The organism is Chloroflexota bacterium (assembly GCA_014360805.1).
Lineage (GTDB): Bacteria > Chloroflexota > Anaerolineae > DTLA01 > DTLA01 > DTLA01.
On record JACIWU010000001.1, the window covers coordinates 69,990 to 95,998 of the forward strand.

28 protein-coding genes, 3 tRNA genes and 1 pseudogene are annotated in these 26,009 nt (G+C 64.3%); 24 read left to right on the forward strand and 8 right to left on the reverse strand.

What is annotated here, in order from left to right:
- Window positions 1–87 precede the first annotated feature (87 nt).
- From H5T65_00330 to H5T65_00340, 3 genes are read left to right on the forward strand one after another with little or no spacing between them, the layout of a single operon-like run.
- Window positions 88–1,872: an energy-coupling factor transporter ATPase gene (locus tag H5T65_00330; protein ID MBC7257676.1), complete on the forward strand. Its 1,785-nt coding sequence runs from the start codon at window positions 88–90 to the stop codon at window positions 1,870–1,872.
- On the forward strand, window positions 1,853–2,740 hold the full coding sequence (locus H5T65_00335; GenBank protein MBC7257677.1) for an energy-coupling factor transporter transmembrane protein EcfT: 888 nt from the start codon (window positions 1,853–1,855) through the stop codon (window positions 2,738–2,740). The genes H5T65_00330 and H5T65_00335 overlap by 20 nt, the downstream gene beginning before the upstream one ends.
- A 14-nt stretch (window positions 2,741–2,754) precedes the next feature.
- Window positions 2,755–3,330: an ECF transporter S component gene (locus tag H5T65_00340; protein ID MBC7257678.1), complete on the forward strand. Its 576-nt coding sequence runs from the start codon at window positions 2,755–2,757 to the stop codon at window positions 3,328–3,330.
- Between the two features lie 85 nt (window positions 3,331–3,415).
- Here the strand turns inward: H5T65_00340 and H5T65_00345 are convergent.
- Both H5T65_00345 and H5T65_00350 read right to left on the reverse strand, forming a co-directional pair.
- A pseudogene (locus tag H5T65_00345) lies at window positions 3,416–3,764 on the reverse strand (DUF86 domain-containing protein).
- Window positions 3,751–4,089 carry a nucleotidyltransferase domain-containing protein gene (locus H5T65_00350; protein ID MBC7257679.1) on the reverse strand — a complete coding sequence of 113 codons (339 nt, stop codon included), beginning with the start codon at window positions 4,087–4,089 and terminating at the stop codon, window positions 3,751–3,753. Before H5T65_00350 ends, H5T65_00345 begins: the two are co-directional and overlap by 14 nt.
- A gap of 259 nt (window positions 4,090–4,348) precedes the next feature.
- Here H5T65_00350 and H5T65_00355 point away from each other — a divergent pair, with 259 nt between their 5' ends.
- Window positions 4,349–4,714 (forward strand): cupin domain-containing protein, encoded by a 366-nt coding sequence (locus H5T65_00355; GenBank protein ID MBC7257680.1) that lies wholly within the window; start codon window positions 4,349–4,351, stop codon window positions 4,712–4,714.
- Between the two features lies 1 nt (window position 4,715).
- Here H5T65_00355 and H5T65_00360 read toward each other — a convergent pair whose 3' ends face one another.
- The gene (locus tag H5T65_00360; protein ID MBC7257681.1) at window positions 4,716–5,378 is read right to left on the reverse strand and encodes a methyltransferase domain-containing protein; all 663 of its coding nucleotides are present in this window, start codon (window positions 5,376–5,378) and stop codon (window positions 4,716–4,718) included.
- A gap of 157 nt (window positions 5,379–5,535) precedes the next feature.
- On the opposite strand from H5T65_00360, the gene H5T65_00365 reads away from it, so the two are divergent.
- From H5T65_00365 to bcp, 19 genes are all read left to right on the forward strand, one after another.
- Entirely contained in the window at window positions 5,536–6,459 is a 924-nt protein-coding gene (locus H5T65_00365; GenBank protein MBC7257682.1) for an alpha/beta fold hydrolase, read from the forward strand.
- The gene (locus tag H5T65_00370; protein MBC7257683.1) at window positions 6,456–6,932 is read left to right on the forward strand and encodes a hypothetical protein; all 477 of its coding nucleotides are present in this window, start codon (window positions 6,456–6,458) and stop codon (window positions 6,930–6,932) included. Before H5T65_00365 ends, H5T65_00370 begins: the two co-directional genes overlap by 4 nt.
- A 33-nt stretch (window positions 6,933–6,965) precedes the next feature.
- The gene (locus tag H5T65_00375; protein ID MBC7257684.1) at window positions 6,966–7,742 is read left to right on the forward strand and encodes a beta-ketoacyl-ACP reductase; all 777 of its coding nucleotides are present in this window, start codon (window positions 6,966–6,968) and stop codon (window positions 7,740–7,742) included.
- A gap of 46 nt (window positions 7,743–7,788) precedes the next feature.
- Window positions 7,789–8,796 carry a ketoacyl-ACP synthase III gene (locus H5T65_00380; GenBank protein ID MBC7257685.1) on the forward strand — a complete coding sequence of 336 codons (1,008 nt, stop codon included), beginning with the start codon at window positions 7,789–7,791 and terminating at the stop codon, window positions 8,794–8,796.
- A 14-nt stretch (window positions 8,797–8,810) separates the two neighbouring features.
- Window positions 8,811–10,175 (forward strand): acetyl-CoA hydrolase/transferase family protein, encoded by a 1,365-nt coding sequence (locus H5T65_00385; GenBank protein ID MBC7257686.1) that lies wholly within the window; start codon window positions 8,811–8,813, stop codon window positions 10,173–10,175.
- A 40-nt stretch (window positions 10,176–10,215) separates the two neighbouring features.
- Window positions 10,216–10,542, forward strand: a complete 327-nt coding sequence (locus H5T65_00390) for a hypothetical protein (GenBank protein ID MBC7257687.1) — start codon at window positions 10,216–10,218, stop codon at window positions 10,540–10,542.
- Window positions 10,543–10,593: 51 nt separating this feature from the next.
- On the forward strand, window positions 10,594–11,391 hold the full coding sequence (locus H5T65_00395) for an alpha/beta fold hydrolase (protein MBC7257688.1): 798 nt from the start codon (window positions 10,594–10,596) through the stop codon (window positions 11,389–11,391).
- 30 nt (window positions 11,392–11,421) lie between these two features.
- Window positions 11,422–11,847 carry a MaoC family dehydratase gene (locus tag H5T65_00400; GenBank protein MBC7257689.1) on the forward strand — a complete coding sequence of 142 codons (426 nt, stop codon included), beginning with the start codon at window positions 11,422–11,424 and terminating at the stop codon, window positions 11,845–11,847.
- Between the two features lie 157 nt (window positions 11,848–12,004).
- Window positions 12,005–13,378 (forward strand): ABC transporter substrate-binding protein, encoded by a 1,374-nt coding sequence (locus tag H5T65_00405; GenBank protein ID MBC7257690.1) that lies wholly within the window; start codon window positions 12,005–12,007, stop codon window positions 13,376–13,378.
- A 127-nt stretch (window positions 13,379–13,505) separates the two neighbouring features.
- Entirely contained in the window at window positions 13,506–14,306 is an 801-nt protein-coding gene (locus tag H5T65_00410; protein ID MBC7257691.1) for an ABC transporter ATP-binding protein, read from the forward strand.
- A gap of 1 nt (window position 14,307) precedes the next feature.
- On the forward strand, window positions 14,308–15,036 hold the full coding sequence (locus tag H5T65_00415; protein MBC7257692.1) for an ABC transporter ATP-binding protein: 729 nt from the start codon (window positions 14,308–14,310) through the stop codon (window positions 15,034–15,036).
- A complete protein-coding gene (locus H5T65_00420; protein ID MBC7257693.1) occupies window positions 15,033–16,520 on the forward strand; it encodes a branched-chain amino acid ABC transporter permease in 1,488 nt (495 codons plus the stop codon). Before H5T65_00415 ends, H5T65_00420 begins: the two co-directional genes overlap by 4 nt.
- A 3-nt stretch (window positions 16,521–16,523) precedes the next feature.
- A complete protein-coding gene (locus tag H5T65_00425; GenBank protein MBC7257694.1) occupies window positions 16,524–17,654 on the forward strand; it encodes a branched-chain amino acid ABC transporter permease in 1,131 nt (376 codons plus the stop codon).
- Between the two features lie 137 nt (window positions 17,655–17,791).
- A complete protein-coding gene (locus H5T65_00430; GenBank protein ID MBC7257695.1) occupies window positions 17,792–19,129 on the forward strand; it encodes a hypothetical protein in 1,338 nt (445 codons plus the stop codon).
- Window positions 19,126–20,031, forward strand: a complete 906-nt coding sequence (locus H5T65_00435; GenBank protein ID MBC7257696.1) for a protoheme IX farnesyltransferase — start codon at window positions 19,126–19,128, stop codon at window positions 20,029–20,031. The genes H5T65_00430 and H5T65_00435 overlap by 4 nt, the downstream gene beginning before the upstream one ends.
- Window positions 20,032–20,100: 69 nt before the next feature.
- Window positions 20,101–20,173, forward strand: a tRNA-Phe gene (locus tag H5T65_00440).
- A 7-nt stretch (window positions 20,174–20,180) separates the two neighbouring features.
- Window positions 20,181–20,252 (forward strand) — tRNA-Gly (locus tag H5T65_00445).
- A 15-nt stretch (window positions 20,253–20,267) separates the two neighbouring features.
- Window positions 20,268–20,341 (forward strand) — tRNA-Cys (locus H5T65_00450).
- A 135-nt stretch (window positions 20,342–20,476) separates the two neighbouring features.
- Complete coding sequence (bcp, locus tag H5T65_00455) at window positions 20,477–20,935, forward strand: thioredoxin-dependent thiol peroxidase (GenBank protein ID MBC7257697.1); 459 nt, start codon at window positions 20,477–20,479, stop codon at window positions 20,933–20,935.
- A 7-nt stretch (window positions 20,936–20,942) separates the two neighbouring features.
- Here bcp and H5T65_00460 read toward each other — a convergent pair whose 3' ends face one another.
- From H5T65_00460 to H5T65_00475, 4 genes are all read right to left on the reverse strand, one after another.
- Complete coding sequence (locus H5T65_00460; GenBank protein MBC7257698.1) at window positions 20,943–22,529, reverse strand: SpoIID/LytB domain-containing protein; 1,587 nt, start codon at window positions 22,527–22,529, stop codon at window positions 20,943–20,945.
- Window positions 22,530–22,601: 72 nt separating this feature from the next.
- A complete protein-coding gene (locus H5T65_00465; protein MBC7257699.1) occupies window positions 22,602–23,489 on the reverse strand; it encodes a DMT family transporter in 888 nt (295 codons plus the stop codon).
- A 60-nt stretch (window positions 23,490–23,549) separates the two neighbouring features.
- Window positions 23,550–23,852 carry an AzlD domain-containing protein gene (locus H5T65_00470; protein MBC7257700.1) on the reverse strand — a complete coding sequence of 101 codons (303 nt, stop codon included), beginning with the start codon at window positions 23,850–23,852 and terminating at the stop codon, window positions 23,550–23,552.
- Entirely contained in the window at window positions 23,849–24,547 is a 699-nt protein-coding gene (locus tag H5T65_00475; protein ID MBC7257701.1) for an AzlC family ABC transporter permease, read from the reverse strand. Before H5T65_00475 ends, H5T65_00470 begins: the two co-directional genes overlap by 4 nt.
- 79 nt (window positions 24,548–24,626) lie before the next feature.
- Between H5T65_00475 and H5T65_00480 the strand changes: the two genes are divergently transcribed.
- Complete coding sequence (locus H5T65_00480; protein MBC7257702.1) at window positions 24,627–25,394, forward strand: ZIP family metal transporter; 768 nt, start codon at window positions 24,627–24,629, stop codon at window positions 25,392–25,394.
- A 58-nt stretch (window positions 25,395–25,452) separates the two neighbouring features.
- Here the strand turns inward: H5T65_00480 and H5T65_00485 are convergent, their stop codons facing one another.
- The gene (locus H5T65_00485; protein ID MBC7257703.1) at window positions 25,453–25,701 is read right to left on the reverse strand and encodes a hypothetical protein; all 249 of its coding nucleotides are present in this window, start codon (window positions 25,699–25,701) and stop codon (window positions 25,453–25,455) included.
- Window positions 25,702–26,009: the final 308 nt, after the last annotated feature.

Below are 26,009 nucleotides of genomic sequence, written 5' to 3' on the forward strand. Positions count from 1 at the left end.
CAACGCGCCCGAGACGACCGGCAGGATCGGTTGGGCTATCATCGCGGGTTTCCGGTTGCCGGGGCCCGCGATTCGTTTTGGGTGAGTATGACAGAACCCCTCATCCGCGTGCAGAACATATCCTACACATACCCCGCAGGGACGGGGAGGCCGGCCCTTCGGGATGTGAGCCTGACCGTGAACCCAGGCGAGTACGTCGCCATTGTGGGAGCGAACGGATCCGGCAAATCCACGCTGGCCCGCCACCTGAACGCGCTTCTCGTGCCCGATGACGGCGATGTCTGGGTGAACGGCTGGAACACCCGAGACCGCGCGCACATCCGCGACATCCGCCGCACCGTCGGGATGGTCTTTCAGGTCCCCGACAACCAAATTGTCGCCACGATTGTGGAAGACGATGTCGCTTTCGGTCCGGAGAACCTCGGCGTCCCCGACCAGGAACTGCCGACGCGGGTTGCGGAAGCCCTGGCCGCGGTGGGGCTGGAAGGGCAGGGCCAGCGGGCGTCGCATCTGCTTTCCGCCGGGCAGAAGCAGCGCCTCGCCATCGCCGCCGCGCTTGCCATGAAGCCCCTCTGCCTTGTCCTGGACGAGGCGACCGCCATGCTGGACCCCGCGGGCAAGGCGGCGCTGCTGGACATCCTCCGGCGGCTCCACGACGCAGGCACCACCATCATCGCCGTAACGCACTCCATGAGCGAGGCCGTGGAGGCCGACCGTATCGTCGTGCTGTCCGACGGGCAGATTGTGGCCGAAGGGTCTCCCGCACGGATCTTCGGCGACGCCGCGCTGCTGGAACAATGCGGACTGGAAGCGCCACCCGTGGCGCGCCTTGCGCATCGCCTGGCCCACCACTGGCCCGACTTCCCGACCGACATCCTGGACTCCGAAGCGCTGGCGGATGCCGTCTGTAAGTCCCTCGCCACAGCAGGAACCGCTCCCAGAACCCCAGCACCCGCCGATGAGGCAAGCAACGGGGTAGATCTGCCCTCGCCGACCGTCGCAGCGCAAGACCCATGGATCGCGCTGGACGACGTCCACTACACCTACCTGCAGGGCACGCCCCTGGAAAATCGCGCCCTGCGGGGCGTCCACATGGAGGTGGGGTCAGGCGAAACCGTCGCCATCATCGGGCCGACCGGCTCGGGCAAGTCCACGCTGCTCCAGCACCTCAACGGCCTGCTGCGGCCGCATTCGGGGCGCGTGCGCGTGCTCGGATACGACCTCGCCGACCCCCGATGCGATGTGCGCGCGCTCCGCAAGCGGGTGGGGCTGGTGTTCCAGCAGCCCGAGGCGCAGTTGTTTGAGCGGTACGCGGGCGATGACGTGGCGTTCGGCCCCCTCATGTTCGGCGCGTCCATTGACGAGGCGCGGGAACGGGTGCGGGATGCGATGAATGCCGTTGGGCTCCCGTTTGAGGCGTACAAAGACCGCCTCACCCTCGCCTTGAGCGGAGGCGAACGGCGTAGGCTAGCCCTGGCGGGAGTCCTGGCGCTGGCCCCGCAGATCCTGGCGCTGGACGAGCCGACAGCGGGATTAGACCCCAAGGGGCGCGAAGATCTCATCGCGTTGCTCCAGCAGTGGCGACGGGCAGACCGGGCCATCGTGTTCTCGTCGCACAACATGGATGATGTCGCGCTCCTGGCCGATCGTGTTTACATCGTCGCCGACGGGCAGATCGCGCACTCGGGGCCGACCCGCCAGGTGTTTGCAAACCCCGATTGGCTCGCAGAGTTCGGGTTGGGGCTACCCTCCGCGACGGCACTGGCGCACGCTCTGGCGCTGCGCGGCTGCCCTGTCCCCACGAACGTACTCTCGCTGGAAGAACTCGCGCAGGCGATTGTGAGGTTGGCCGATGAGCGCGTCCGAGTTTGAACTGCTGCGCACAGTAACGCTTGGGCAGTACCTGCCGACCGGTTCGGCCGTCCATCGGGCCGACCCGCGAATCAAGTTGCTCGCGGGGCTGTTGCTCGTCGTCGCGGTTACCGCGATGTCCAGCATCGCGGGACTGTGCCTCTCGTTCGCCCTGGTCCTCGTGGGGTTTCTGGCCGCCAGGATTCCCCTCGGCTACGCGCTTTCGGGCGTGAAGCCCATGCTGCCGTTCCTGGCCATCCTGGGCATCCTGCAGGCCATTGCCATCCCACAGAACGACGCCAACACGACGGTGTTCTGGCGGTGGGCTTTCATCACGCTCACCGCGCGGGATGCGGTCGCGGTGGCGCTGCTGTTCCTGAAGTTCTCGGTGCTGGTGTGGGGGCTGAGTTTGCTCTCGTTCACCACCACCACGACAGAACTCACCCACGGGACAGAACACCTCCTGCGCCCGTTGCAGCGCGTCGGCCTGCCCGCGCACGAATTCGCCCTAACGCTGAACGTTGCCCTGCGCTTCGTGCCGCTCCTCGCCCAGGAGACCGAACGCCTCATGAAAGCCCAGGCGTCGCGGGGCGCGGATTTCGGAGCGGGGCGCGGCTGGAACTTCGTGCGGCGCTTCCGAAGGCTCATCCCGCTGCTGGTGCCCCTCATCCTCTCCACGCTGCAGCGCGCCGAAGACCTGATCCTGGCCATGGAGGCGCGGTGCTACACCGGGGGCAAGGGGCGAACGTACCTGGTCCACTTCCGGGCGCGGGCATCCGACTACGCGATGCTCGCACTGGTTGTCGTCGTCCTGGCTGCGGCGCTCGCGGCTGGCGCGACGCCCGCCGACGCACTGGTATGGCGGGCGATATCCACACTTTGGAGATAGCAAAGGAGGCGATTATGTCAACAGAAGCGGTTGCCAAGTCCACACCGGCGCGCAAAATCGTCATCGCGGGCGTCATGGGCGCGCTCGCCGTCTTCCTCGGCTGGACCCATCTTGGGTTCATCCCGTGGGTCGCGGGCGCGGCCCTCACCATCATGCACGTGCCCGTCATCATCGGCGCTGTGCTGGAAGGCCCCGTGGTTGGCACGGCCATCGGGCTGATCTTCGGGTTGTTCAGCCTGCTCCAGGCCGCGCTGGCCCCCACCGGCCCTGTGGACGTGTGGTTCCAGAACCCGGTCATCTCGGTGCTGCCACGGCTGTTCATCGGGGTTGTGGCGTGGCTGGGATACAAGGCGCTCAAAAAGGTGAATGAGCCGCTGGCGCTGGCCGTAGCGGGCATCCTGGGCACGCTCACCAACACGGTGCTGGTGCTCGGCGCCATCGGCCTGTTCAAGCACCTGCCGTGGAGCGCGCTGCCGCCCATCGCCATCGCCAACGGCCTGCCCGAGGCGGTGCTGGCCGCCATCCTGACCGTGGCCGTCGTCGTCGCGTGGAAGCAGATTGAGACCGGCGCGCGCAAGTCGCGGATGTAGAATCCGCGAGCAGCCGGCAGATGAGGCAGGCAGGCCCTTCTGGACGATTGGGCCTGTCTGCTGCCCTATTGCTCTGGGCGGCGACTCACTTCCGCTCTGAACCTTCGCGCGGCAACAAGGGCTCTATCTTGCCCAACAACTCGGGCACATCCCTCGTTGCCGTCATCCAAACTTCATCCCAGTCCACCACATCATATCCATGTGAGATGGTCTCGCATTCCAACCACCAGCGTCCAGGGTATCTCTGGATGCTGCTGGCGCAACGCGGTGGACAACCGTTTGACCGCCTCGCCCATCACAATCAATTGATAAAGCACGGCGGACTGGGTCTTGAAATCCTCAAGGAATTGTTCCTGTTGTAAGCCCTCTATGAATGCTAGCACTGCCCGCGCTGCCTTCGCAATATCCAACAGAGTGCCTTCATCTCGTTCCATAGGCCACCTTGTCGCTGGGGAAAATTACAGAAGCCGTGCCCAGGATCTCCTCGCGGCGCACCCAATTCTGGCTGTTTTCAACAGCGCGCTTTGTTACCAGGTCAACGTCTCGCTGAAAAAGGTCTCGGAGTTCCTGTTCCATTCTGATGTGATCAAGCAGGCTCCAATCCGCGCCATCCTCATAAGTTACCATCACATCAATGTCGCTCTCTGGGCCGAAATCCGGGCGCAAGACGGACCCAAATACCGCCAGTTCGCGAATCCGCCAACGCCGACAGAATTCGGCGATCCCTGCCACGGGAAGGGTCTCCACCGCACTATCCATCTCGGGATGCCTCACACTCTGAACACCCATACGGGTACCCAACTACACACGTGCAATTATACCATACCCGCATCAGCCGTCAAGGGTTTTTCGCCCCCGCTCCTTTACCCTGCGCGGGCGGGGAGCCGCCGACGCCCGTCGCCTGCCGTCGGCCTCCCCCCATCCGGCGAGGCTTCGGGGGGGACCCCATGCGGCCAGTTGCCGCGCTTCGCCTATACGCGTATAATCCGCTGCGCACGCCCACAGGAGGAAAACGCACATGGATTATCACATCCGCACGCTTGCAGATATAGAGGCCAAACGCATTGACGAGGACTGGGGAAGCCTGCGCTGGCTTGCGGGCAAGGACATCGGCAACGCGCAGGGCATGGTCGTGGGCCGCGTCATCATCAAGCGGGGATGTTCCAACCCCCGGCACAGCCACCCCAACTGCGAGGAGATGCTGTATCTCCTGCACGGGCGGCTGGAGCACATCGTCGGCGCCGACAAGGTCATCACCGAGGCGGGCGAGGTCATCGTCGTGCCTGCGGGCGTGCCCCACGTCGCCCGCAACATCGGCGATGAGGATGCCGACATGATTGTGGCCTACTCCGCCGGCGTCAGGGAGTTCCGGCCTGAGCCGTAGGTCAGGGCCTGGCGGCCGCGGCGATTTCCACAGGCAGCCCCCACATCCGCTCACGTGCGGCGCGGATGACAACAAAGCCTGCGTCTTCCAGCGCGCGCCGCACGTAGATGGGACGACAATCCACCCAGACGGGCCAGCGGTTGTGCGCCCACTCGTACAGCCGCACCATACGCCCTGCGCCTTCCCGCGACAGGGCCACCACACCCAGATGCCCGCCCGAGCGCAACACCCTGCGGCATTCCCCCAACACGGCGGGAATGTCGGCGTCGGCGAACAATTCCAGCGTGAAGCCCATGAATACCGCGTCAAAGGTCTCCGCCGCGCAAGGCAGCGCCACGGCGTCCCCCATGACCAGGAGCGCACGTGCTTGCAGCCCCGCCCGTTGCAGGCGCCCCTTCGCGACGGCGAGCATGCCATCCGAAATGTCCAGCCCCACGACTAGCCCCGACTCGCCCACCGCCCTTGCAATCGCGGTGAGGGCATAGCCGGTACCGCAGCCGATTTCCAGCACGCGCGCCCCCTCTGGCGCGGCAAGCATGCGGACGCCCGCATCCAGAAAACGCCGCTCGGAACGCGCCAACGCATCGTACCAGCGGCTCATCCGATTGTAGGCGACGCGCGCGGCTTCTCGTGGCCGATGCACAGAACAGACAGCATCTCGCATGACTTCAACGCTCCCGACATTGCCTGCCCCATGGTACACATACGGCCCCTGCTCGTCAACAAGCCCGAGGCGCGCCGACCGTCGGCGGTCCGCGCCGCGTTGTAACCGCCCTGTAACTGCGGTATGCTATGCTTGATTTGCGATGTGGAGGATGGAGATGGCTGGACGAAGGCTGTCGGCAATCGGGCACAAAGCAGGCCCCTTGTTTGTGCTCCCAATCGTCCTGTGCGCGATACCCGTACTGGCTGCCTGCTCTCCTCCGCCCACCTCCAAAGCCACAACCACCATCAACGGCGCCGTCAAGGTCAACGGCGTGTCCCTGCACTACGAAATCACCGGGCGCGGAGAACCCCTCATCCTGATTGAAGGTCTCGGCACCGCAACCTGGCTGTGGTGGAAACAGGTACCGGAGTTGTCCCGCTACTTCCGCGTCATCGCCTACGACCTGCGCGGCTCCGGGTGGAGCGACAAGCCCGACGAACCCTACTCCATCCCGATGTTCGCCGACGACCTGGCGGGCCTGATGGACGCATTGCGAATCAAGCAGGCGCACATCGTGGGCATGTCTCTTGGGGGTTACGTCGCACAGGAGTTCGCCATCCGCTACCCTCACAAAGTGAAGCGGCTCATCCTATGCTCCACGAGCACGGGCGGGCCTCATGCCGTCCCGCCAAGCCCTGACATCATCGCCGCGCTGATGATGCCGGTGGCGGGCGCAGACGATCTGCGCGCGCGCATAACCCTGTCCGTTGCCCCCGCCTACGCCGCGGCGCACCCCGAAGACCTAGAGCAGATGCTGGCGTGGAGGTTGGACAACCCCCAACCCGCCTACGCGTACAACCGCCAACTGATGAGCGCCGTCGGGTGGACATCCGAAGGGCGGCTGGAGCAAATCACCGTGCCCACTCTGGTCATGGCCGGCTCCGAAGACAGGGTGGTTCCCCCGCAGAACGCCGACGTGTTGGTCTCGGCGATTCCGCACGCCGAGAAAGTAATCCTACAGGGCGCGGGGCACCTGATCAACGTAGAGCAGCCGGAGCAATTCAACAAGGAGGTCATCCAGTTTTTGACATGGAAATGAATGAAACCAGCGCACGTTCATTTGAAGCGTTCCTGCAACGGGCGCGGGCCAGCACATGGGCCGGCGGTGCAGAACCTGTCCGGGTTACACCCCAGGGCGAAACGCATTACGAATACAAGGAAGGGTTCCGCCTGTACCGCGACACCTACATGGGGAGCGCCACAGCCTTCTTCGGGCAAGAGACCGTCTTTGAGGTGGAGATTCCCCTGTGGAACATCATCTACGCGGGGGAGGTGCACCAGGCCGCGCTTACAGACCCAGGGCCAGACGCCATCTACGCCTTCCTGCGCCGCGCGCTCATCGCCACAGGCGAAAACTCCCGCCTGGGCCGCGAGGCCACGTATCAGGAAGGAGACTGGACGTACACAGACCGCGGGGAGACGCAAGGCAACGAGTTCTGGGGCAACGAGTGGGTTTCCTATCGCGGCGTGGAAGTTTACCGGCTCAAGTACGGCGGCGGCTGGCTCGGGTAATCCGACCGCTTTCAGAACACAGGAGAGGGAGCGATGGAACGTTTGAAAGGAAAGGTAGCCATCATCACCGGCTCGGCCATGGGCATCGGCAAGGCCACAGCCCTGAAGTTTGCCCGCGAGGGCGCCAAGGTCGTCGTGTGCGACGTGGTCGCCGAGGCCGGCCAGGCGGTCGTGGACGAGATTGCGGCCATGGGCGGCGAGGCCTTCTTCGTCGCGGTGGACGTAACGTCGGCGGACTCTGTGCAAGCCCTGGTGGATGCAACGGTAGCACGCTGGGGGCGGGTGGACATCCTGGTCAACAACGCCGGAATCACGCGCGACGCCCTGCTGGTGAAGGTCAAGGACGGCGAGGTCGTTGACCAGATGAGTGAAGCCGCCTTTGACGCCGTCGTCAACGTCAACCTCAAAGGCGTGTTCCTCTGCACCCGCGCTGTGGCTCCCGTGATGATCCTCCAGGGCAGCGGCGTCATCCTCAACGCCGCGTCCGTGGTGGGGTTGTACGGCAACTTCGGGCAGACGAACTACGTGGCTACCAAGGCGGGCGTGATCGGTATGACGCGCGTGTGGGCGCGGGAACTGGGGCGCAAGGGCATCCGCGTGAACACCGTCGCTCCGGGCTTCATCCTCACAGATATGGTCAAGAAAATGCCCGAGAAAGTGCTGGCGTCCATGCAGGAGAAAGTGCCTCTGGGCCGCCTGGGCGAGCCGGAAGATGTAGCCAACGCCTACGCCTGGCTTGCCAGCGACGAGGCTTCTTATGTCAACGGCGCCGTCATCTCCGTGGACGGCGGCATCGTGATCGGCACGTGAAAGGGCACACAACGCCCTCTGCAAATGCACATTCAGGAGGATTCCCATGACCCGATATGCAACCATCGTCGGAACCGGCAGGTATCTGCCACCCATTGAGCGCAGCAACGAGCAGTTCAAGCAAGACATGATCGCCGTCAATCCGGCCCTCGGCGAAGTCGTGGACAAGTTTGAGGCGTCCACCGGCATCAAGACGCGATGGTACGCCCCCGACGACTGGGCAACTTCTGACCTTGCCGCCGAGGCGGCCAAAGACGCTCTGGCCGACGCCGGCATTCGGGCCGAAGACCTGGACTGGATTCTGCTGGGCACCGACTCGCCGGACTACATCACCCCGGCCACGTCGGTGGTGGTGCAACACAAGATCGGCGCGGTGAACGCTGGCACGGTGGACTTGGGGTGCGCCTGCGCGTCCTTCCCCACCGGCCTGGCGCTGGGCGCCGGCCTCATCGCCACCAACCCGTACATCAAGTATATCTTGGTCATTGGCGCGTACATGATGCACAAACTCGCCGACTGGAAGCACGACGTGGTCTCGTTCTTCTACGGCGACGGCGCGGGCGCGGCAGTCCTGGCCGTGAGCGACAAGCCCGGCTTCGTCTGCTCCACCGCCTTCGCCGATGGCTCCTACCACAAGCATTGGGGCATCTACTCGGGCGGAACCTACGAGCCGGCCACGGTGGAGTCGGTTCAGGCGGGGCGCACCAAAGTACGGCTCATCACCCCCTTCCCGCCCGACGTCAACAACGTGGGCTGGCCCAAGCGCATGCGCGAATTGGCCGCCCACGGCAACTTTGCCTTGCAGGATGTGGACATGGCCATCTTCACGCAGGTACGCCTGAACTCCATCCAACTGGTCATGCAGGATCTCGGTCTGCCCATTGAGCGGGCGCACTGGATCATGGACAAGTGGGGCTACACCGGCTCGGCGTGCCTGCCCATGTGCTTTGACGACGCACGCAAACTCGGCAAGGTCAAGAGTGGCGACCTGGTAACATTCGTCGGCTCCGGCGTTGGCTACAATCAGGCGGGCGCGGCCTTCATCATGCCATAGGCAAAAGGACATCTATGACACCGGTGAACGATCTCTACAAACGCAAACGTCTCTCTATCCCAGACGCGGTAGGTCTCGTGCAGTCGCATCAGACCGTCGGCGTTGCCATGGCGGCGTCGGAGCCACCCGGCCTCCTCACCGAACTGGGGCGCCAGGGCGAGCGCCTGGAAGACGTGCACCTGTGGGTCTGCCTGCCCATGCGCGAGTACGAGGCTGTGCTCAGCCCGCGCATGGCGGGCCACATCTTCGTGGAGAACTGGTTCTACGGCGCGCCCGACCGCAAGGCTCACCCCCAGGGGCGCATGTCCTACATCCCCAACAACCTGCACCAGGCCGCCCGCGACAAACTGGCCAGGGATGGCAAGGTCAACATCTTCTGGGGCACGGCCACGCCCCCCGACAGGTATGGGAACATGTCCTTGTCCCTGGGCCTGGTGATTGAGAAAGCCCTTATGGAGGCCGCCGACCTGGTGGTGCTGGAAATCAACGAGAACCTCCCGTGGACGCTGGGCGATACGCAGGTGCACATCTCGCAGGTGGACTATATTGTGGAGAACACCTGCCCGCTGGTGGAACTCCCGCCTGCACCGTCCACGCCCGAGGAAGAAGCCATCGGCGGCTACATCGCCGACCTCATTGAGGACGGCGCCACCATCCAACTGGGCATCGGCGGCATCCCCAACGCCATCACCCGCTACCTAATGAATCGGCGGGATTTGGGCGTGCACACCGAGATGTTCACCGATGGCATGGTGGACCTTTTTGAGGCAGGCGTGATCACGGGGAAGCGCAAGACCCTGTGGAAGGGCAAGATGGTCGGCGCCTTCGCGCTCGGAACGCAAAAACTCTACAACTTCATCCACAACAACGTCGGCGTGGAGTTCCAGCAGGGCAAGGTAACCAACGACCCCTACATCATCGGGCAGAACTACAAGATGGTAAGCGTCAACACGGCCCTGCAAGTGGATGTCATCGGCCAGGTCTGTTCGCAATCCCTCGGCGTGCGCCACTTCAGCGGCACGGGCGGGCAACTGGACACCCACCGCGGCGCCCAGCGTTCCCCAGGCGGGCGCGGCATCATCGCGCTACGCTCCACCGCGCGCAACGGCTCCATCAGCACCATCGTGCCGATTCTGGAACCCGGCGCGGAGGTAACGGTCCCCTCCCAGGACGTGGATACCATTGTTACCGAGTTCGGCGTCGCCGAACTTAGGGGCCGGTGCGTGCGCGACCGCGCCGAGGCGCTGATTCGCATCGCGCACCCCGATTTCCGCAACTACCTGCGCGAAGAAGTGGAGCGGTTGGGCATCGTGCCGCGGCTGGTAGTGCCGGGCGTTCAGGTGGGCGAGAGCCGACAGGAACGTCAGGGCAATTCGTAATGGAGCCTGGTGAAGAAACAGGTTTTGAGGAGGTGAGGCGATGAGCGCACAACAAACTATTGTGGGACTATGGGAGATTCCCGCGGGCCAGGAGTATGCGGGGCTGCGATTCCACTACAAGGCCGACGGGACCTTTGAGGCCGACTACCCGCCCATGGGCATCAAATCCGGCGGGACGTGGACCCTCACCGGCAACGAACTGGACATGGATCAGACACAGCACACGTTGGGCTGGGTCGGGGTTTTCCGCGCGCTGGTGGACATTGCCGAGGACGGCCAGACGATGAAGGTGGCCGTTGCCGCAGGGCCTAACCTCCCTCGGCCGACGGACTTCAGCAAGTATCGCCTGTACAAGCGGGTGGGGTAGCCGGTTTCCGCGCCCCGCTTTTCTGGCGAACCAAAACCACCGGGAGGCGGCATGAGCACCCTACAGGTCAACGGGGTAACCCTGCACTACGAGTGGCACGGGCCAGAGGACGCGCCGGTGGTTGTCCTATCCAACGGCGTCCTGGCCAACACGGCGTCGTGGTTCAACCAGACGCCCGTGCTGAGCAAACGGTTCCGACTCCTCCTATACGACTGCCGGGGGCAGGGGCGCTCCGAGCACCCGGCCGGGCCGTACAGCATGGAGATGCACGCGGATGCCCTGGCAGCGTTGCTGCGCGCACTTGGCGTGGAAAAAGCCCACATCGGGGGCATCTCCTACGGCGGCGAAATCAGCCTGCTGTTCGCCGCCAAGTATCCGGAGATGACCCACACCGTGATCGCCATGAGCGCGGTCAGCGAGGTCCATCCCTTCCTCAAAGCCCAGATTGACCTGTGGACGGCGGCAGCCAGCACCCGCGACCCCGCGCTGTTCTTCCAGGCGACCGTTACCCACAACTTCAGCGCCGGATTCATCGCCGCGAACCAGGCGTTCCTGCAGGCTTCGGTGCCTCGCTTCGCCGCCCTGGACATAGACGCCGTGCTGGCCCTGTTTGACGCATTCCAGCGCCTGGACATCACCGACCGCCTGTCGGCCATCACCGCACCCACGCTGCTGCTCTATGGCGCGGAAGATGCCCTCAAGCCGCCCGCCGTGTACGGGCGGATCATCGCCGAGCGCATTCCCCACGCCGAGTTTCTCACCGTCCCTGGCGCGGGGCATGTGGTCATTTGGGAAAAGCCCGACGCAGTCAACTCTGCGCTACTGGGCTTTCTGGTCAAACACTCGTAGCGCGACGCGCTGCCCTTCCGAGGAGGCACTATGCCAGAACAAATCCACATTCGGGACGACTTCCAGATAGGCGAGACAGCATCGTTCTCCAAGACCATCACCGAGTCGGACATCTACACCTACGCCGGCCTCAGCGGCGACTTCAACCCCGTCCACGTCAACGCCGAGTTCGCCCAGAAGACCCGTTTCAAGGAACGCATCGCGCACGGAATGCTCACGGCCGGGCTGATTTCCGCCGTCCTGGGCATGAAACTCCCCGGCCCAGGAGCCATCTACTTGAGCCAGCAGATGGAGTTCCTGAAGCCCGTGCGCATCGGCGACACCATCACGGCCACGGCCGAGGTGCAAGCCTACAACGCGGAGAAGCGCATCCTGACCCTGCGAACCACGTGCACCAACCAGCGAGGCGAGCCGGTCCTGGAAGGGCGCGCAGTTGTCATGATGGATCGTATCTAGGCCCTACGCGGCCTGCGACATTCGGCTTTCGGGTACGTTGCCCCTGTCAATGCAAGCACTGATGGAGGGAGGAGGTGAGGCCAATCCAAGTGAACACGCAACGATCGGCACATGCAGGTAACCCAAGCCCATGTATTTGTTGAGGAGGAAAAGAAAGATGAAACGCCTGTTCAGTGTTCTGACAGTCCTGGCTCTGCTGGGCATGGTGTTGTCCGGATGCGTGCAGAAGGCCACGCCCACAGCCCCGCCGCCCTACCAGGCTAAGCCCACGCCCACGCCGGAACCCACGGCAGTACCCGTGGAGCCGACCCCAACCGAGGCCCCCAAACTCGGCCCCGTGCTGAAGATCGGCCAGATTTCCATGCTCTCGGGCGTCATGGCCCTCTATGGCCAGCAGCAAGTGCGCGGGTTCGCCTTGGGGCTTGAGTACGCCTCCGGCGGGAAGAAAGACGAGCAGGGCCGCTGGATCATCGCCAACCGCCCGGTTGAGGTCATCACCCGCGACGACGAAGGCAACCCCGAGAAGGGCGTGCAACTGGCCCGCGAACTGATTGAGAAGGAAGGCGTGGAGATTCTACAGGGCCCGGTGTCCTCGGCAGTGGCAGCCGCGCTCACGACCGTTGCCCTGGAGAACAAGATCATCCTCATGGTGGACCCCGCCGCGTCGGCCTTCATCACGGGCGAGTACTTCAACCCCTACGTCTTCCGCACCAGCCGCACCAGTTTTGACGACACGCTGATCATCGCGAAGTACCTCGTGGAAAACGTGGGCAAGACGTTCGCGCACCTGGGCGTGGACAACGCCTTCGGTCGTGGCAGCGGCGCCGCCCTGGCCTACTCCGTCGGCAAGTTCGGCGGTCAGGTCATCGCAGACATCTACGCCCCGCTGAACACCACGGACTTCACGCCATACATCCAGCAGGCCATGGACTCCGGCGCCGAGTGCCTGTTCCTCACGTGGTCCGGCACCGGCTACGTAACCCTGTTCCAGCAGTTGGGCGACCTGGGTGCGCTGGACAAGATGCGCGTGGCGACCGGATACGGCGACAACGCTTCGTTCGCTGCCGTCTACGGCACAGCCCTGGGCCAGATCGGACTCAACGTCTACCACTACACTGCCGCCGACAACCCGGTGAACAACTGGCTGGTACAGCGCCACCTGGAAGAGTACAATGAGCCGCCAGACCTGTTCACGGCGGGCGGCATGGCCTCGGCCATCGCCTTAGCCAAGGCGCTGGAGAAGACCGGCGGCGACACCAACGGCGACAAGATGATCGCTGCCCTAGAAGGCCTGATGTTTGAAGGCCCCAAGGGCACCTACTACATCCGTCCCGAGGACCATGTCTGCCTGCAGCCGATGAACATCCTGAAACTGGTGGACATCAACCCGCCCAAGGACGAAAAGGGCCGCCCGACCTACAAGTTCTTTGAGACGGTGTACGTCTCCAAGTACGACGAACTCGGCGTGCCCTGCACGTTGACCGGCCAGTACGCCGACCGCTGCGGCAACCTGCCCAGGATCGGACAGTAGCCCGTCGGCCTCCAACAGGGGGGCGTCCGTATGCCCCCCTGCCTGGCTCCCAGCACAGCGGGCAGGGCCAACGTCCGGAGGCGGCCGGCCCAGCATACGTAGAAAGACCGCTCGTTAGGAGAAAGCGATGACAGGCGAACCCGAAGAGCGCGAGGTTGTCCTGGAAGCGCGCAATCTGCGCAAAGAGTTCGGCGGCCTTGTGGCGGTGGACGACGTCAGCCTTCAGGTGCGGGCGCGGACGCTCCACTCCATCATCGGCCCCAACGGCGCCGGCAAGACGACCCTGTTCAACCTGCTCAGCGGCACCATGCCCCCCACCCGCGGCTCCGTGTTCTTCAAGGGGCGCGACATCACCAAACTGCCGCCGCATCGCATCGCGCACCTCGGCCTGGGCCGCACCTTCCAGATCACCAACATCTTTCCCAACCTCACCGTGCTGGAAAACGTGCGGCTGGCTGCCCAGGCCATGGGCCACCACAACCTGCGCCTGCTCACCCACTCGGACAGATACACCCAATACCTGAAACAGGCGGAACACGTCATTGCCCAGGTGGGGCTGCGCGGCCGCGAGTACGCCCTGGCCGCAAACCTGCCCCACGGCGACAAGCGGAAACTGGAACTCGGCATCATGTTGGCCGGCAACCCCGAGGTACTCCTGCTGGATGAGCCGACGGCAGGCATGTCCTCGGAGCAAGTCCCGGCCTTGTTGGAAATCATCCACGATATTCTCAAATCGGGAAACCGCACGATCGTCCTGGTAGAGCACCGCATGGACATGGTGATGAGCATCTCGGACTACATCACCGTCATGCACCAGGGGCGCGTGCTGGCCGAGGGGACGCCGCGCGAAATCGCGTCCAACCAGGCGGTCCAGGCCGCCTACCTCGGCGCGCTCTACGGCGATTTGACTGCGCAAGCGGAGAAATAGCATGGATACGATCCTGCAAGTAGAGAATATCCACACATTCATCGGCCAGTTCCACATCCTGCAGGACGTGTCGCTCAGCGTGGAGCGGGGCAGCATCACCGTGCTTCTCGGCCGAAACGGCGCGGGCAAGACCACAACCCTCAAGTCCATCCTGGGGTTGACGCCACCGAGCCAGGGTCGCGTCGTCTTTGACGGACAGGACATCCGCGGCAGGCGCGCCTTTGAAATCGCCGCGATGGGCATCGGCTACGTCCCCGAGCATCGGGCCATCTTCCGCGACCTCACCGTCGCGGAAAACCTGAAAATCGCCGAGCGGAAACGTGGCGACCTGGACCGAAAAGCCGACTTCATCTTCGGCCTGTTCCCGGACCTGAAGCGCCTGTACCGCCTGCCGGGGAATCACCTGTCGGGCGGGCAGCAGCAGATGCTCGCCATCGCCCGCGCGCTGGTGCCCGACAACAAACTCCTCCTCATAGACGAGCCCAGCAACGGCCTGGCCCCGGTCCTCATTGAGCAGATGATGGAAGCCATACGCGGCCTGAGCGCGACGACGACCGTGCTGCTCGTGGAACAAAACTTCATCATGGCCAGCCAGTTGGCGCAGGCCTACTATATCCTGGACGACGGAACGACGGTGCATAGCGGCACGATGGCCGACCTGGTGAAAGACAAGGTGCTCATCCACCGCTATCTGGGCGCCGTGGCAGAATCGGTCGGAGGTGAACGGTGAGGCTAACGGCGATCTGGAAATCCGGCAAGGTGTACATCATTCTGCTCGTCGGCCTGATTGTCCTGAGCGTCGTGGGATGGCGCAGCATGGGCCAGCAGTCCTTCGTGCGCACGGCGCTGTCCGGCCTGACGCTCGGCGCGCTATACTTCATGGTGGCGGCAGGACTCACCATCATCTTCGGCTTGATGGATGTGCTGAACTTCGCCCACGGTGCCATGTTCATGATCGGCGCATACGCCGGATGGCAGTTCTACACGAACCCGACATTCCTGTTCGGGTTGGCTCCACTCGTGCTGGCCCTCGTGGCCGGGATCGTGGTTACCCCGCTCATCCAGCCGCTGGCCATTCGCTGGGCTGTGCCTGTGCGCTGGCAACGCACGCTCCGCACCGCCACCATCATCATTGCCATTGTCCTCGTCGTCGTGGGCCTCCTCGGCCTGGACGTGCGCGGCCTGGCCAAGACGGCAATGGTCGCCACCATGGTGGACCCGCTGGCCGAAGCCACGCCCCAGGAACCGCTGGCGGCGTTCTGGCGGCGACCCGCGCTGTTCCTCCTGGCGGGCTTGCTCATTGCCCTGGCCCAGGCGCGCCCCGGCGACCGTACACAGGTCGTGCGGCGCAGTGCGGCGCGGCGGAGCATCGCGGCGCTCCTCGGCTTCGCGCTGCTGACGGCGGTGGCAACGCTCACCCGCGAATCCGCCGCGATTGCCGTGCTGAAGATGAACGCCGACGTGCGGTTCTTCCTATCGTTGGCGGCGGGAGCCCTCATCGGTGCGGCCATCGGAGGCGCCATTGAGATCAGCCTTGTGCGGCCCCTCTATGTGCGGCCCACCTTCCTCATCCTCGCGACGATGGGCCTCTCGTTCGTCCTGCGCGAGTTGACGCAGTTGCTGTGGGACCCCCTACCGTATGCCATGAGCCGGCCCCCGCTCTTCTCGCAGCCTGGCAAAGCCGCTTCCATCCTAGAGTGGTTCTCCAAGCACACCCTGACGGTGGAAATCATGGGCGTAACGTTCCCCAGTTACCGATTGTTCATCATCGCGCTGGGGTTGGCGATGTTCGTTTTGCTCATGATCGTGATGAACTATTCGCGCCTGGGCATGACCATCCGCGCCGGCGTGCAGGATCGCGACATGGTGGAGGCGTTGGGCATCAACGTGCGCCGCGTCTTCACGCTGGTATTCGCGTTGGGCGCGGGGCTGGCGGCGCTGGGCGGTATCGGGGCTGCGCCCTTCGCGCCGGTTGAGCCTGTCATGGGCGACCGCTTCCAGATGCAAGGCTTCATCACCGTAGTCATCGGAGGGATGGGCAGTTACAGCGGCGCGGCCATCGGCGCGCTGCTCCTGGGCCTGGCGCGCGCATTCGGCGACTTCCTCGCCCTCAAGTTCAGCCTGACCCCCGCCGTGTCCGAAGCCTCCACCGTCATCATCATGGCGCTGGTCCTCCTGCTACGGCCCGCAGGGCTTTTCGGAAAGAAGGAGTAGGCCATGGCATCGCATTCCAATCCACCGAAACGCATTGCCGTCGTTGATGCTGCGCTCCAGAGCCTGAAGCGCTCGCGCGGCCCGTTGCTGGTGCTGGTCGCGCTGATCCTGTTCCCATTTGTCTTCGCCCGCATCACGGGCACATCGGTAAACGAAGGCCCGGCCAAATACTGGCAGGGACAACTCATCGCGGTGTTCATCATGGCCATCTTCGCCATGTCCTACGACCTGCTGCTCGGATACTCCGGAATCCTCACCTTCGGGCATGCAGCGTTCTTCGGCGGCGGAGCCTACACCATGGCGCTATTCCTCGCGCATGTCGCCCCGCGCCTGGTCAAGACCTACCGCGTCAGCCTCCCCGGCGGCCTGGACATCACCGAGCCAAGCGTGTTCCTGCTGGCGATTCTCCTCGTGGTCGGCGTCTCGCTGGCGCTGGGGCTGCTGTTCAGCATCGTGTCGGTGCGCGTGAAGGGCGTGTACTTCGCCATCATCACGCTCGCCGTGGCCGAGGCCATTCACATCCTGTCCAAGGCCACCGACTTCGTGAAGTGGACGGGGGCCGACGAGGGGCTTCACGGCGTGCCCGTCCCCGCCTGGATCAACCCCACCCAATACCGCCTGCGGTTCTACTTCATCGCGCTGGCGTTCGCCGTGGTGATGTACTGGCTCGCGCGGCGCATCGTCAACTCGCCGACAGGGCGCATCTTCGTCGCGCTGCGCGAGAACGAGAGCCGCGCGCGGATGATCGGCTACAACCCTGCACTCTTTCGCACGATCGCCTTCGTCGTGTCGGCCCTCATCGCGGGCCTGGCGGGGGCGCTCTTCGCCGTCTGGACGGTCAGCGCAACGCCGTCCATGACCTCGGCCGTTACCACCGTGAACGCCCTCATCATGACGATCCTGGGCGGGATGGGCACATTGGTCGGGCCAATGCTGGGCGCGGCGGTGCTGGAGTTCTTCGGGCAGTTCCTGTACCAGTGGTTTGGAGCGCGTTGGCCGTTGGTCTTCGGCATCATCTTCATCGTGCTGGTCATGTTCCTGCCCTACGGCATCGTGGGCACTTGGCGGTTACGAAGTGCGCAGTGGAAGCGGCGCTGGGCCCTGCGGAAACAGCCAGCCGCGGCACAGGACTAGCGACGCGCCCGCGACACCGACGCGCCGCCCAGAAAACTGCACGCAAATCGCCGCCATGTGTGATGAATGTCACAGACGGCGGCGCTCATCCGGTGTACAATCTGGGCAACTCAATCCCAAATCCGGAGGAGCGTCTCGTGAACCAACGAGCCCGTTTTCATCGCCTTCTCACGACGCCTGAAGGGCTCGCCTTCGTTGCCCTCGCATGGGTCGGATTCCTGCTTGCGCTGCTTGCGCTGCTGTCGGGCCCTTCACGGGCGCTTGGCATCGCGCGCCTGCTACCTATCACGCTGAGCGACGATCAGCGTGTGGGGCGCGTTATCCTGCTCTACCACAGCCTGGCGATCCCCTTCCTGGCGTCGCTGGTGTACCTGACCATGGCGCGGATGGAGATTCCGCCGAAGATCGCCCAGGGAGTCAACCCCGCCATCACCGCAGGCTTCCTGCTCACGAGCATCGGCGGGCTGACCTTCGGATACCTGGGCCGCAACTGGCTGTTCCATGGGGTATATCTCGTCGGCCTCAGCCTCACCTACTACGCCGGCGTCCTTCTGGCCATTGGCCTGTTGCCCCGCAAAGGCAGCCCTGAACGGCTGACGCGGTGGGCATTCGGACTCACGGCCATTGCCCTGCTGATTTCCGCCACCATCGGCGGCGCTATTGGGGCGTTCTTCGGCAACGGGTTCAAGGCCGTCTTGGCCGAGGACATCATCCGCCAGGAACACGACATCTTTCAGCGCGGTGTGATCGCGCACCTGCACATCATGCTCACGCTGATTGACGTGGCGATCCTGCTGCTGGTCGCGCGCATCACGCCCATGGGCAGACGCCCGTCGCGCTGGGTGTACGGCCTGACGATCGTCGGCACCATCATCGTGTCCCTTGCCACCTGGAGCGTCATCATCGGCCCGCTGGAGAAAGTCGCCCACAAGGTCATCAACGTCGGCGCGGCCTTCCTGCTGCCCGCGGGCATCCTCGTTGCGGCGATGGGCTTCCGCGCGCTGGCTCGCGAGGGCGGTCTGCTGCGCGATCCTTTTCGCCTGGGTCTCTATTGGTTCCTCATCTTCGTCAACGTTGTGGTTACCGTTCCCGGCGTTTACGTCGCCATGAACCTGGAGACCTACCGCCTGCCCGCCTACCTGGAGGTGGAGCGCACGATCGCCGTCGGCCACTGGCACGTGCTGGCGACGTTGTCCGCCGCCATGGGCTTTCTCCTCGTGGCGCACGCACGCCGTTCACGAACGTGGGCGGCCCGCGCGAGCGCCTGGGGCATGACGCTGGGCACTTCCACGGCACTCGTGTTCATCATGCCCTACATGTTCCGCCAACCTGCGGTCGCCGTTACATGGCCGGAACCGCTGTTTGAGGCAGGGATTGGCGTGGCCATGCTGTCGCTGGCAGCCTATCTAATCTCCGAGATCATCGCCTTCGTCCGCGGCTGGACGATAGAATCCACAGGGAGTGACACGCCATGAGCGACCTGCACGACATGCGAATCCTCACCATCGCGTCCGGCCGTACCGCGCTCCTGCGCGACCTCACGGCGCTCACGAAGCCCCGCCAGACGCTGCTGCTCCTCATCACCGGCATCTGCGCCTACGCGCTGACGCTCCCTGGCGCAATCCGCTGGGGAGAACTGGGACTTGGGACACTGGCGCTGCTGGCGGCCATCGCAGGCTGCACAGCGCTCAACATGGTCGTTGACCGCGACATTGACGTCCTCATGCGGCGCACGGCGAGACGCCCCCTGGCCGCAGGCCACTTGCCGCTGTCCGTGGCGGTAGCCTTCGGCGTGTCGTTGTCCACTGCCGGGCTTGTCCTTGCGTGGGCACTGCAACCGCTCTTCGGGCTTCTTGTAACCGCGGGCTTCGTACTGGATTTCGGCGTGTACACCCTATGGCTCAAGCGTAGAACGGCGGCGTCCATCCTTTGGGGAGGGCTCTCGGGCGGGATGCCTGCTCTGGCAGGCCGCAGCCTGGCGTTGGGCCATGTTGACGCCATCGGCGTGCTGCTCGCCCTTGCGGTGCTCCTGTGGATTCCCGCCCACATCCTGAGCCTGTCCACGCGCCACGCCGACGACTACGCGCGGGCGGGCGTGCCCGTCTGGCCCAATGTGTACGGTCTGCACGCGACGTACCGTCTGATCGCCGGCGCGACGATGCTAAACGTGGCCGTACTGCAACTGGCGGGGTTCCTCCTGCGACTTGGCCCAGCCGTGCTCGCCGCACTCGGAGCCTTTGGCGCGGCGCTCCTTGCGCTCGCTCTGATGGCATGGGCCCGCCCGTCAGACGGGAACACCTGGCGCCTGTTCAAGTTTGCGTCGGTGTACATGCTTGTCTCCTTTGCGGCGCTTACCCTCGGCGCCACCCTAGGCTAGCACGACAGACACCCAGCCCCTCCGATTTTGACAAGCCGGCGGGACTTGAGTAGAATAACAAGCGAGGTTGCCGAGGTAGCTCAGTTGGAAGAGCACATCACTGAAAATGATGGGGTCCCCAGTTCAAATCTGGGCTTCGGCACCTTTGGGCGGAAGTGGCTCAGCGGTAGAGCATCTCCTTGCCAAGGAGAGGGTCGCGGGTTCAAATCCCGTCTTCCGCTCCTTTTGTTCCCCCGGGCGACGTAGCCAAGTGGCAAGGCAGGGGTCTGCAAAACCCCGACCGCGGGTTCAAGTCCCGCCGTCGCCTCCACAAGGCTGTCATCCTTATGGCAGCCTTTCTTTTTCCATGGCGAGCAGCCCCCAACATGACGCACGTCATGGTCTTTCTGTCCGGATTCCGCTATACTCGCCACAAATTCATTCACGGAGGAATGCCATGAGCGAGATGCCGAATCCCGGCCAGGTCGCGCCCGATTTTGAACTCCCGTCCGATCGCGGCGAGAAGATTCGCCTGTCCGACTTCCGAGGCAAGAAGGTTGTACTGTACTTCTACCCCAAAGACATGATGTCGGGATGCACCAAGGAAGCCTGCTCGTTCCGCGACAACTATCCGCAGTACGAAGAACAGGGCGCGGTGATCCTGGGCGTCAGCCCCGATTCGCCACAGAGCCACGTGCGGTTCAAAAGCAAGTACAATCTCCCTTTCTTGCTCCTTTCCGACGAGGACCACAAGGTCGCCGAGCAATACGGAGTATGGGGCGAGAAACAGATGTACGGCCGCGCCTACCAGGGCATCTTGCGGACCACATTCGTCATTGACGAAGAAGGCAAAATTGCCAAGGTCTTCAGCAAAGTAAAGCCCGAAGGCCATGGCGAGGAAGTGTTGGGGGCGCTGGCCGACTAGACCGTGCTCACGGATCCACCCGCCAGTTGGCCGGCTGCACCATCTCTATCCAGTAGCCCAGTCCGGGCGTCATCTGCTGCAACGCGTTCAGTTCCGGGGGCACCGTGAAATCGTACAGCACCCATGGCGAATCCGGCCGGTCGGCCCTGTAGGCATACACCCGCACGTACTTCCCCGCGATGGAGGCAAGCGCATCGGATACGTTGCGCGCCCGAAGGGAAGGATAAGCCACCAGGTTGAGGCCGTTGATCAGCGGAATCTCGGTGGGAGTCGTGATGGCGAGGCCCGACACCGTGAGCGTGCAGGGCGCGGTTGCCCGCAACCATATCCCGTAGCGCAGGTCTAGGTAATCCAGCCCGCCTGTCTGGCTCACACTGCCTGCCTGGTACACTTTCCAGCGGGCATAAGGGGCGAAGGCGTCGTACTGCATCACCATGTCGTAATTGCCGGCGATGCTGGAAAACAGGCCGCTGGGCGTCGTGTCGCTGACGACCACGGGGATAGAGATCAGGTTCCAGCCTTCCTGCACCGGCCACGTGAACGTTACGACAGGCTCCGGCGTGGGGGGCGGCGTCGCCGTCGGCTCGGGCGTGGGCGTTGGCTGCACTCCGACCAGGCTGATGCCGGTGTAGTAGTGGCGCAGGATTTGGTCAAAGGTCGCGCCGCGCCTGGCCATGGCGATGGCCCCTTCCTGGCACATCCCCACGCCATGCCCCCACAGCCGCGTGTACCCGCACTCGCAGGCGACGCTGCGACAGTAGGGCAGCGCTTGCACCCACACATCCTCGCTGTTGCGCGTGTGGCCGTCGCAGTGGCCGAAGTAGAAGGCGCGGATGATGCTACCACGATACGTCGCAAAGACGCCTCGTGTCGCCTCTACGGCCTGATCCGTTCGGGAAAAATGAACGTTCTTCCACACCTGGCAGTGCGTCGTCGTGCAGACATTAGCGCCCTGCGCCGCGTGGTTCCAGGAGGTAACCGCATAACTGCGCGCCGCCACCGCCTGCGCCTTCAGCGCCTCCATGGGAGCAGAGGGCGGCAACTCCTGTGGCACCACGCCCTTCACGTACTCCTCTAAATCCATCTCCACCACCTGGCCGTCGGGCATTAGCACGCGGATGGAGGTCGGCGCGGACGCCATGGCAACATCAAAATCAGGAGCCCAGGCCTGTTCGGGGGGAGTAACCATGCGGCGGAAGAGTTCTTCCTCCTGCGCCGGCGTCGGGTTCGCAACGACCATGTCAAAGTCCACGCGGATGCTGCGGCCCACCAGCACGCGCACGTGTGTCTGCGACATATCCAGATAGCCGGGGGCGCGCACGGCCACCGTCCACTCGCCGGGAAGCGTCGGCAACCGATAGTAGCCGCCCGCGTCGGTGAACGCGCCCCCTTGCCCGCCCTCCAGGTACACGAAAGCCCCCGCAACGGGGCTTTCCGTCAGAATGTCCCGCGCCTGGCCGAAAATAACGCCGCCCTCAACCGGCGGAGCCAACGCGACACCCGCGGCAGCGATCGGCGACGCGGCCCACGCGCCCGGCCCAGCCAGGAGCCACAAAAGGACTGCCGCAACGACAGCCCGGCAACGCGCGCCCATAGCATTCCCCCTGGAGCAGAAACACGATTCACACAAGGAAACGCGCCACCCCACCCGTCGGGTACGGGCGCATCAGTGGGATGCCGACTTGAGTATCCGAAACCGATTGGACACCATGATGCCCAGCAGAATCCCCGCCAAGCCCACCAGCGAAGTCCAGCGAATGTCCTCGCCCAGAAGGAGCCACCCCCAGAACAGAGCGCCCACGGGGATGATGTACGTTACCAGCGAAGCCTGAACCGCGCCGCCGTGTTCCAGAATCCAGTAGTAGATGAGGTAGGCGATCGCGGTGCCGAGAATCGCCAGCGTCAGCGTGGCCGCCCAAGCACGGGGCGACGGCGACAGCGCCAAGGGCCGTTCAAACGCAAAGGCCAGCGGAATGGTCATGACGAATCCCGCCAGTAACATGCCCGCGGACAGGACGGCCGGCTCGTGCCCGGTCAGGTGCCGACGGGCGAACACCGCCGCGATGGCATAACTCAGGCCTGCGCCCATAACGGCCAGGTCGCCGGCGATGTTGTGCACGATGCCCTCCCGAACATCGGGAGCCAGAAGCACCACCACTCCCAAGAAGCCGATCACCACGCCTACCGCCTTGTACCAATCCATGCGCTCGTCCTTTGACCAGAAGTGAGCCAAAATCACGGTGAACAACGGCATCGTGCCCGTGAGGATCGCAGCCAGGGCGCTGGAGATGTACAGTTCGCCCCAGTTGATCAGCCCGTAGGGAATGAGCGTATTGAACAGGCCCATGACAAACAACGGCTTCCAGAGGGAGCGGCCCGGAAGTCGCCGCCCTCGCAGCAGCAGGAAAAGCGCCAGCAGCCCCCCGCCCAGGCCCGTGCGGAGGACGACGAACGTCAGGGGCGTGATCTCCGCCACGCTTACCTTGATGAACATGTAGGACGCGCCCCAGATAGTTCCCAGCAATAGCAACATGAACGCATTCTGCAGTGGCATGTCAATCCTTTCGCCCTATGATGTAAAGTGATTGCCCTCGCGTTCCCTACCTGACCATCGTTACAACAACAAGACCATGGCCCAATAGCACAGCATGCCCGCGATAATCGTGAGCAACACCGAGCGGGTGCGCCACGCGACAATAGCCCCGACAACCGCCGCAGGCAGCCGCGGGCCGACGACCAGCCGCTGGCCGGCCACCAGAACCGCGGGTGCGATCAGCGCCGTCAGGATGGCCACCGGCACCAGTTGCAGCCATCGGAGCAAAGGTCCGGGCAGTTCCCGCGACAGAAACGGCATCATGGCGAAACGGGTCAGGTACGTTACCAGCGCCATTCCCACAAACACCGGCCAGGGATTCACGCCGACTCCCTCCCCGCGCCCAGGCTCGCGAAACCGGCCATAGAGCCAAGAAGCCCCGCGCCGATGATGTACCAGTTCCCCGGCAGCCAGATGGCGCCCGCGACCGCCGACGCCGCGGCCACAGCAGCGGCCACCACCGACGCCCTCCCTCGCACGAACGACGCCGCCAGGCCGATGAAGGCCAGCGGGAACACCATGTCCAGGCCGAACCGAGTCGGGTCGAGGATGGCCCGTCCCGCCAGCGCGCCGACAAGCCCCGCAGGCCACCAGGCGATCCAGATGCACAGGTTCGCGCCCAGAAAGTGCCACGCGCCCCCGCGGCCCTGCCTATACGCGGCCATCGCCGTCGCGTAGGACTCGTCGGACATCCACAGGGCCAGGAGCGCCTTCCACATCAGCGGGAGACGCCTGAGATAAGGTGCGACGGAAGCCCCCATCAAAAGGTGGCGCAGGTTGATAACCAACGTCGTCAGAATGATGGCGCCGATGTCCGAAGACGCCCACATCCCCAGCGCGGCGAACTGGGAGGACCCCGCATGGACGATGGCGGACATGCCGGCCGTCTCTGCCGGCGAGAGGCTGACCGCCCGCGCCGCGACCCCGTACACCAGGCCGAATGCCACCACGCCCGGCACCAGAGGCAGCGCGTCGGAGAAGCCGCGTATCAGCAATGCGGTGCGATGCTTTGCATCCATCAGGCGTCTATGATACTATTGCGGCGCAGCAGTGCCAAAACAGGCATGTGGCGGATAGAGTCACTCACAGGAGATCCCGATGATATGGTTTCAGCCCACCGAGAACGTAATCCTAATGGCGGCGCTGGCGACGCTGGCAACCGGCCTGGCGACCGGCGTCGGCGCGCTCCCAGTCCTCATCACCCTGCGCGTCAGCGACAAACTGCTGGATGCCCTGCTCGGGTTTGCGGCGGGGGTCATGCTGGCCGCCACGGCCTTCAGCCTGCTCGTCCCCGCCCTGGAAATCGCGTCCGTATGGACGGTTGTGCTCGGCGTGCTCATGGGTGCGGGGTTCGTAGCGCTTGCGGATAGGTTCGTCCCGCACATCCACTTCATCTCCGGCCCCGAAGGACCCCCATCCTCTGCGCTGAGGCGGATCACGCTGCTGATTTTGGCCATCACCATTCACAATTTTCCCGAGGGTATGGCGGTGGGCGTCGCCTTCGGGCTAGGCGACATTCGGGCAGCCACCGCGGTCGCCATTGCCATCGGGCTGCAGAACATGCCCGAAGGACTGGCGGTCGCCCTGCCCCTGGTCCGCGAGGGCTACACCCGCAGCAGGGCCTTGGCCCTTGCGCTGCTGTCGGGCGCGGTTGAGCCTATCGGCGGCATACTCGGAGCGGCGGCCGTCTCCATCGCGCACCCGCTTTTGCCCCTTGGGCTGGCCTTTGCCGCCGGAGCCATGCTCTACGTCGTCAGCGAGGAGATGATTCCGGAGACCCACCGCAAGGGGTTCGCCAAGGTTGGCACGACCGGACTCCTCATCGGCTTCGTCGTGATGATGATGCTGGACAACATGTTCGGATAGACGGGCGCCGACCAGGCAGCGCGGCGCTACCCATCCCAGAGGCGCCGCGCACCCGCGATCAGGGCCTCTTGCGCCCTACCCGTGCTGGAAGCCGCGTAAACCAGGCCCTGGCAGCCTGCCGCATCTGCTCCGCCGCCACCCTCACCGACGAAGCGCCCGGTTCGCGCACCCACGACAGCGGAATTTGAGCGCTCCAGCGCATCAGGCCGCCCAGGCCAAAGAGTGCCTGCTCTGGCTCCAAGTGCAGCCCCAGCAACGTCAGTTCGGGCGGAAGGAATGCCCCTGACCCCAGCAGCGTCAGCATCATGGCGAAGCCGGAGACCGCGCCGAAGATGCCCGAGTAGATTTGTCGCCGCTACTTGGTAAGGACCATGCTCCCGGGTGCGGCCAGGGTCGCGTACACCTGCCAGAACATGCCTTCAATGATGGAAATCTGGGTAGCACTGTGGATTTCAGTACTGTCGTCCATAACATGTTCGTCCGATCGCATTCTCCACGGGCGCACCAGTGTACTCCTATCCGCATCGCCGCGCAAAACGACACCTCCGGAGCCTATCACTGCACGCGCAATGCCCTTGCAGCCACGTGCGACGCACCTCCGAGGTGCGTCGCACG